The organism is Pseudoduganella rivuli, from assembly GCF_009674485.1.
In the GTDB taxonomy this organism is placed as follows: domain Bacteria; phylum Pseudomonadota; class Gammaproteobacteria; order Burkholderiales; family Burkholderiaceae_D; genus Rugamonas; species Rugamonas rivuli_B.
On the sequence record NZ_WKJJ01000051.1, the window covers coordinates 1 to 7,264 of the forward strand.

6 protein-coding genes are annotated in these 7,264 nt (G+C 59.7%); 1 reads left to right on the top strand and 5 read right to left on the bottom strand.

What is annotated here, in order from left to right:
- Positions 1 to 216 precede the first annotated feature (216 nt).
- A complete protein-coding gene (locus GJ700_RS34545) occupies positions 217 to 1,428 on the top strand; it encodes a sensor histidine kinase (protein WP_154382739.1) in 1,212 nt (403 codons plus the stop codon).
- On the opposite strand, the gene GJ700_RS34550 is transcribed toward GJ700_RS34545, so the two are convergent.
- The 5 genes from GJ700_RS34550 to GJ700_RS34570 are packed head-to-tail and all read right to left on the bottom strand — an operon-like array spanning position 1,425 to position 6,998.
- Complete coding sequence (locus tag GJ700_RS34550) at positions 1,425 to 2,654, bottom strand: EAL domain-containing protein (protein WP_154382741.1); 1,230 nt, start codon at positions 2,652 to 2,654, stop codon at positions 1,425 to 1,427. The genes GJ700_RS34545 and GJ700_RS34550 overlap by 4 nt on opposite strands.
- A gap of 8 nt (positions 2,655 to 2,662) precedes the next feature.
- A complete protein-coding gene (locus GJ700_RS34555) occupies positions 2,663 to 3,751 on the bottom strand; it encodes a protein-glutamate methylesterase/protein-glutamine glutaminase (RefSeq protein WP_154382743.1) in 1,089 nt (362 codons plus the stop codon).
- Positions 3,748 to 4,254 (bottom strand): chemotaxis protein CheD, encoded by a 507-nt coding sequence (locus GJ700_RS34560; RefSeq protein WP_371868262.1) that lies wholly within the window; start codon positions 4,252 to 4,254, stop codon positions 3,748 to 3,750. Before GJ700_RS34560 ends, GJ700_RS34555 begins: the two co-directional genes overlap by 4 nt.
- A 9-nt stretch (positions 4,255 to 4,263) precedes the next feature.
- Positions 4,264 to 5,070 carry a CheR family methyltransferase gene (locus GJ700_RS34565; RefSeq protein ID WP_154382745.1) on the bottom strand — a complete coding sequence of 269 codons (807 nt, stop codon included), beginning with the start codon at positions 5,068 to 5,070 and terminating at the stop codon, positions 4,264 to 4,266.
- A 32-nt stretch (positions 5,071 to 5,102) separates the two neighbouring features.
- Positions 5,103 to 6,998: a HAMP domain-containing methyl-accepting chemotaxis protein gene (locus GJ700_RS34570; protein ID WP_229507416.1), complete on the bottom strand. Its 1,896-nt coding sequence runs from the start codon at positions 6,996 to 6,998 to the stop codon at positions 5,103 to 5,105.
- Positions 6,999 to 7,264: the final 266 nt, after the last annotated feature.

Consider the following 7,264-nt stretch of genomic DNA (forward strand, 5'->3'; position numbering starts at 1 on the left):
GCGTTTTGTTCGTCAGCAGCAGAGAAGCGAGATTATCTAGTGTTTCGTGATTCTCGTCAACCCCTTGCTTCGCTACGCTGTTTCGTTGATCTGTCGCAGCGCTGCGGGGACAGAACTATAGCAAAGCCACACCCATCCCGCAAGTGGCCTTTTTTCCGAGCCATACTTGCCAGAACGGCATATACTTGTCCACAGCAGCACTCTCCAGGAGTCAGGATGGTCCCAAACGAACTGCCAGCCGGAATCCCGCCGACGATCCTGGTCGTCGACGATTCGCCGTCATTCCTGACCGCCCTGCTCGATCACCTGGCATCGCGCGGCTTCCTCGTTCTCATTGCACGCAATGCGGAAGAAGGGTTGATGCGCGCAGAATTCGGCTTGCCAGACTTGATATTGATGGACGTCGTACTCCCCGGTATCGATGGTTTCGAGGCATGCCGCCGCATCAAAAACCGGGAAAGCACGCGCGATACGCCGATCATCTTCATGACCAGCCTGACCGATTCGCGCCAGAAAGTCAGCGGCTTCGACGCCGGCGGTGTCGACTACATCACCAAGCCATTCCAGATCGAAGAAGTGATGGCGCGCATCAACACCCACCTGGCGCTGCGCAAAGCCAACCGCGACTTGCAGCAAATGTTCGAACAATTGAACCGCGCCAAAGCGGAACTGGTGCAAAACGAGAAGCTCGCCGCGCTGGGCGCCCTGGTGGCCGGCATTTCCCATGAATTGAATACGCCGATCGGCAACGGCTTGATGATCGCCAGCGCTTTCGAAGACCAGACCAAGGAAATGCGCAACCAGTTCGTGCGTGGCGAGCCGATGCGCCGCTCCTCGCTGGACACTTACCTGAATAACGCCAGCACCGCCACCGAAGTCCTGGTGCGCAACCTGCACCGCGCGGCCGACCTGGTCACCAATTTCAAGCAAGTGGCGGTCGACCAGACCAGCGCGCAACGGCGCACGTTCCTGCTGGCGGAAGTCGTGGCAGGCAACGTGCTGACGTTGCTGCCGACGATACGGCGCACACCCCACCAGGTGGTGCAAGACATTCCGCCAGCGCTGATGATGGACAGTTATCCCGGCCCGCTGGGCCAGGTCATCACGAACTTGCTGACCAACGCCATCATCCACGGACTGGATGGACGCGACTCCGGCACCATTACCATCAGCTCCAGCCAGGAAATCGATAACGGCGTCATCCTGACGATCAGCGATGACGGCAATGGCATCACTCCCGACAACCTGCTGCACATCTTCGAGCCGTTTTTCACGACCAAACTGGGCGTCGGCGGATCCGGTCTCGGTTTGCACATCGTGCACAACATCGTCAACGACATGCTGGGCGGGCGTATCGATGTCCGCAGTGCGCCTGGCGAAGGCACGGTGTTCACGGTCAACCTGCCGCTGACCGCGCCGCAGCGTTAATCGCCGCCCTCTACCGCGACAAGTTCTTTCAGGCGCCGCCGGTTTCCCTTGATCCATCCGACCAGCGCCTGCGCCGGCATCGGCGCGGCCACCAGTGGGCCCTGCGCCAGTTCGCAACCATAGCTGCGCAGCAGCGCCAGGTCGCTCCCATGTTCAACACCTTCCGCCACCACGGCAATGCGCATCTGGTGCGCCGCTTCGATGGATTGCTGCAGCAATGCGGCGCGCGCCGGCTGTTGCGACGCCTCGTTGACGATCACGTGATCGATACGCAGCTCCGTCAATGGACAACGCGCCAATTGCTGCTGCGAAGTTTGTCCCGCGCGGTAGCCTGCCACGCCGATGCCAAAGCCGCGCAAACTCAAGTGCGCAAGGTTGGCAATGCTGAGTGGCGCGGCACTGGTCAACACCGCTTCCGGGCACTCCCACGTGATACTGCGGTGCGCCACGCCGTGTTCATGCACGATAGCGCAGAGCCGGTCGATCATGCGCCGGTCCGCCAGCAATTCCGCCGGCAACCGGATCGACATCGTCAACGTCACCAGGCCAATGTCATGCCATGCTTTCAATTGGGCCAGCGCCTGTTGCGCGATGCTCATCGCCAGCGGTGCAATCGAAGCGGAGCCTTGCAACGTGGGCAGGAAGCGTGAAGCCCGTATCAAACCCCGTTCCGGATGAAGCCAGGACGCATGGACATCCACGCCACGCAGCAAGCCGCCAGCCACTTCAATGCGCGGTTCAAAATAAGGCAGGAATTGCTGCTGCGCCAGCGCTGCTTCGATTTCTTCCGAACCAGGCACCGCAGTCATCGCGCCGGCCGACAGCGCTTGCGCGTCCGCGTGCGCCAGCAGCGATTGCAGCACATCGAAATGCAACGGCTTGAGCGCCGTACCCAGCATTTGCATGCGTGTCGCGCCATCCGCCATACTGGCCGCCGCTTCACCCAGCCGGCCTTCGCGCGCGCTGGCAACGACCAGGCTGCACGCCAGTTCCAGCTCCTTCAAATGACGAATCAGTTCCAGGCCATCCATGCCCGGCATATCGAGGTCCGTCAATACCAACTCCACAGGCAACCCACGCGCATCGAGCTTGCGCAGCGCATCGATGCCATCGCATGCCACCAGGACCTGACCAAACCCGGCCTGGCGCAACAAGCCAGCCATATGGTCGCGCTGGACAGCGCTGTCCTCCACCACCATCGCCGTGCAATTGGTCCAGTCCTGCACTGCACCTCCTAGGCTGAGAATGACGACAGTTGTTGAAGGATTTCGCGGCCGATGTTATCGAGCGGTACGGAGCGCTCCACGGCGCCACGTTTCACGGCTTCTTTCGGCATGCCATACACAACGCAACTGGCTTCGTCCTGCGCCACGGTGTACGCGCCGGCATTGCGCATTTCCAGCATGCCTGCGGCACCATCGTCACCCATGCCGGTCATGATGACACCCAGCGCATTCGAGCCGGCGCACTTGGCCACGGAGCGGAACAGCACATCGACGGAAGGCCGATGCCGGTTGACCAGCGGCCCGTCGACCACTTCCACGTAATACTGGGCGCCATTGCGGCGCAACAGCATATGCTTGCCGCCCGGTGCAATCAGCGCGCGGCCCGGCACCACGCGGTCGCCGGTTTGCGCTTCCTTGACGTCAATCTGGCAAATCGAATTCAGGCGCTCGGCAAATGCGGCCGTGAACCGCTCCGGCATATGCTGGACAATGACGATACCTGGCGAGACGCGCGGCAATGCCGTGAGCACGACTTCCAGCGCCTGTGTGCCACCTGTCGACGTACCGATTGCGACAACCCGCTCCGTTGTCTGCACCATGGCGCGGTTGTCCGCTGCCGGCAGGATCGCATCGGCGGTCAGCTTGGCAGCCGGCTGCAATGCCGGCGCGGCTGCCCGGCCGGCCAGCCGGCGCACATTGGCGACCGATGCAGCCCGCACAGCAGACACCAGTTCGTCCGCGCTATCGTTGAGGAACTGCTTGAGTTCGAGCTTGGGCTTGGTGATGATGGAGACGGCGCCCGCCGCCATGGCCTCCATCGTGGTCTTGGCCGCCTTGGCCGTCAACGTGGAGCAAATCACCACCGGCGTGGGCCGCTCCGCCATCAGCTTGCGCAGGAACGTGATGCCATCCATGCGGGGCATTTCCACGTCGAGCACAATCACGTCCGGCCACACGGTCTTCATGCGCTCCATGGCCAGGATGGGATCCGCCACCGCATGCAGCACTTGAATGTCCGGCGCCTTGTTCAGCAAGGCCGTAACAACCTGGCGCACGACAGCAGAATCGTCGACCACGAGCACATTGATTTTCTTCATAACCGCTCCTTCAACGCCTTGCCTTGCCGCGGTCCCGGTGGGCCTAACCTGACCCAGACATCACCGGTCTTGACGTTGAATATAATGTGGCGATGCCCGACGCCGAACAGGCTTTCAGACACCACCGGTATGTTATGCATGCGCAGCAGGCGTTCCGCAGTTTCGCCATTGCGCCGCCCGATATTGCTTTCATCATTGCGCTCGATGTCGGGGAACATCATGCCGCCTCCAAAGACTTTAGCCTGGCACTCTTCCGGGTTGATGCCCAGCTTCCGCAATTCCGTCAACATCAATTCCAGCGCCCCTTCACAATAACGACCGCTCAGGTGCGCAACCGCCTCGTTTTCCCCCACCGTCAACAGGAAATGCGACATCGCCCCCACACGGCGCTGCGGGTGCCATAACGTGATCGATACACAAGATCCCAGCAACGTGCGGATGCGGTGCCGGGCATCGCCAACAAAATGCTCGCCCGGCATCAAAAAAACGTCGATCACCGCCACGCGCTATCCTCATGCTTTACGGTACACCGATGGTCCCTGCACCTGCAAAGGCCCGGCCATGTCATGCAAGCTTTCTGAATGACCGATCAACAGGTGGCCGCCGGGACGTATCGCTCCCAGCAAGCGCCCCACCACTTCGCGCTTGGTTTCGGGGCTGAAGTAAATCAGCACATTGCGCAGGAAAATCACGTCGAACTGGCCGAACTTGGGCAGCGTTTCATTCAGGTTTACCTGATGAAATTGCACGCGCTGACGCAAACGCTTATCAACCAGTAAAGTGCCTTCCTGCTCCGCGATGCCGCGCAGGCAATAGCGTTTCAGGTAGGCGGGGGGAATGTGGCTGGTGCGTTCGCGCATGTAATGGCCGGCCTTGGCCGATGCCAGTACGCGGGTACTGATATCGGACGCATACAGTTCCCATTCGTGTTCGCCCAATACATCGTCGAGCACCATGGCAATGCTGTAGGGCTCTTCGCCCGTTGAACAGGCTGCGCTCCACACGCGGAACGGTTGCCTCTGTTCCAGCGCCGCGCCGGCCAGCTTGCGCAGCAAGTCGAAGTGCTTGGATTCGCGGAAGAAGTAAGTCTCGTTGGTGGTCAACAGGTCAATTGCAATCTGCACTTCGCCTGGTGACTGGCCTGCTGACAGCATACGGAAATAAGCGCCGTAACTGGCCAGCCGGTAATGCATCAGCCGTTTGGCGAGGCGGCCGCTGACCAACGCTTTCTTCGCTGCCGATAGCGTGATGCCGGCATTGTCGAAGATAAAGCGTTGGAACAGTGTAAATTCCTGGTCGGTGATGGGTTCTACTGACATCGTCGATGCATCTCGCATTCACGGTCCTCGCACTAGAATCGCGTAAATTGCCCCTCGTCTGGCCCTACTTCAGAGGATAGCACCTTGCGGGCGGGTGCGCGCGGCACTGTTGTAGCCTTGGAAGATTTTCGCACAGGCACTTGCATCCGCCGTCCTGCATTGTTATTTCCACCGCCATTGATACTGAAGAACGCCATGGTTTGCTGCAGCTCTTCGGCCTGGCTGCTCATCTCTTCCGCAGTGGACGCCAACTCTTCGGAGCCGGCGGCATTTTGCTGTGTGGTGTCGCTCAATTGGCTCATTGCCGTGCTGATCTGGCTGACACCGGTTGCCTGCTCTTCCGACGCGGCCGTGATTTCCTGCACCAGGTCCGAGGTTTTCTTGATATTCGGGACCATGGAATCCAGCAGTGTCCCCGCTTTTTCCGCCAGGGTCACGCTGCTGCCCGCCACTTCACCGATCTCCTGGGCCGCGACCTGGGCGCGCTCCGCCAGCTTGCGCACTTCCGCCGCCACAACGGCAAAGCCTTTGCCGTGGTCACCCGCGCGCGCCGCTTCGATGGCTGCATTCAACGCCAGGAGATTGGTCTGGTAGGCAATGTCGTCGATGATGACGATTTTCGTGGCGATCTGCTTCATGGCAGCCACGGTGGTACGCACGGCTTCGCCACCTTCGGTTGCTTCCCTGGAGGCCTTGCTGGCCATGGCGTCCGTGACTTTCGCGTTTTCCGTATTTTGCGTAATGGACGACGTCATTTGCTCCATCGATGCGCTGCTCTCTTCGACGCTGGCGGCCTGCTCACTGGCGGCCTGCGACAGCGATTGCGCGGTGGCGCTGACCTGTTCCGATGCCGCAGCCAGGGCGGCGGCGCTGTCGTTGACTTCCGCCACCACTTGCGACAGCTTGGTGACGGCGGCATTGGCAAAGCCCATCATGTCGCCAAACGCGCCTTCGTACTTCTTGTCGATCGTGCGGGTCAGGTCGCCGGAGGCAATGGCTTCCATCATGACCACCATGTCGTCGATGCCCGCTTGCGTGGTTGCCACCAGCTGGTTCAAGCCCTCGGCCATCTCTTGCTGGAAGCCGTGCAAACCATGCAGCTCAATACGGGTGCCGAAGTTTCCCTTGTTGGCTGCCGCGATGGCGCGACGCTGCCCCTCGATCACTTGCTGCAATTTGGCCACCATATTGCCCATCGCGCGCAGCAACTGGCCTGTTTCATCTTTCGCTGCCGACTCCAGTGAAACACTCAGGTCGCCATCGGCCAAACGGTTCGCTGCATTGACCGCATCGTCCAACGGACGCGTAATGCTGCGCGTGATCAGCCATGCGGCCACGATGGACAGGATCACCAATGCCACCAAGGCGCCAATGATCAATTGCGTGGCGCGGGTGGTCACGGCGCTCATGTTGGCATCGGCAGCCTTGGTGGTGGCGGCGGTAATGGTGCGTAACTGGTCGAACGCTTCCGCCAGCGGTTTATCGGCGCCGCTGACGGCTTTATCCAGTTCACCAACGTCGTCTACCTTGCGCGCACGCATTTCAGCAATCTTCGCGATGGCGTTGCGGTAGATGAGGGTGTTGTCGTGGATCTTGTTGAGGATCTTTTCCTCTTCTGCCGTCATGCGGCCCGTGGCTTTGTATTCATCGTCGACGTTGTCGATGATGCTCATCTGGTCGTTGAATTTTTTATCGTAATCGCCGCCACGGATGACGAAATTCTTGAAGTAATGTACCGCACTGCCCAGGGCGACAGTCCCCTTGCTTGTTGCAGCGCCTTTGGCAATCGCATCTTGCTTGACGCTCTGCCACTGCTCGTTCATGGCCCGGATTTCATTATGCGCAATCAATCCAAACAGCACGGCCAGCAATGTCAGCAATCCAAATGCAATTCCCAGCCGTTTGCCGATCGTCAAATTCTCAAGCATTTGCTCCCCCTTCATTAGGTTGAACTGCGCTTCACATATTTTTAACGTCCATCTTCACATGCTAGGTCGCCGTGCGTTGGACAAGCAAGCGGCTTGGGGAAAAATAGTGATTGCGAGCCACAGAGTGACCGAAGGGACAAATGCAAAAAACCCCGCCAAGAGCTAACTCAGCGGGGTTTTTCTATATAACTAGCCTGACGATAACCTACTTTCACACTGGTTGCAGCACTATCATCGGCGCAGAGTCGTTTCACGGTCCTGTTCGG

Coding starts and splice junctions, on each gene's coding strand:
- GJ700_RS34545 (WP_154382739.1), top strand. CDS start 217: ATGGTCCCAAACGAACTGCCAGCCGGAATCCCGCCGACGATCCTGGTC.
- GJ700_RS34555 (WP_154382743.1), bottom strand. CDS start 3,751: ATGAAGAAAATCAATGTGCTCGTGGTCGACGATTCTGCTGTCGTGCGC.
- GJ700_RS34565 (WP_154382745.1), bottom strand. CDS start 5,070: ATGTCAGTAGAACCCATCACCGACCAGGAATTTACACTGTTCCAACGC.
- GJ700_RS34570 (WP_229507416.1), bottom strand. CDS start 6,998: ATGCTTGAGAATTTGACGATCGGCAAACGGCTGGGAATTGCATTTGGA.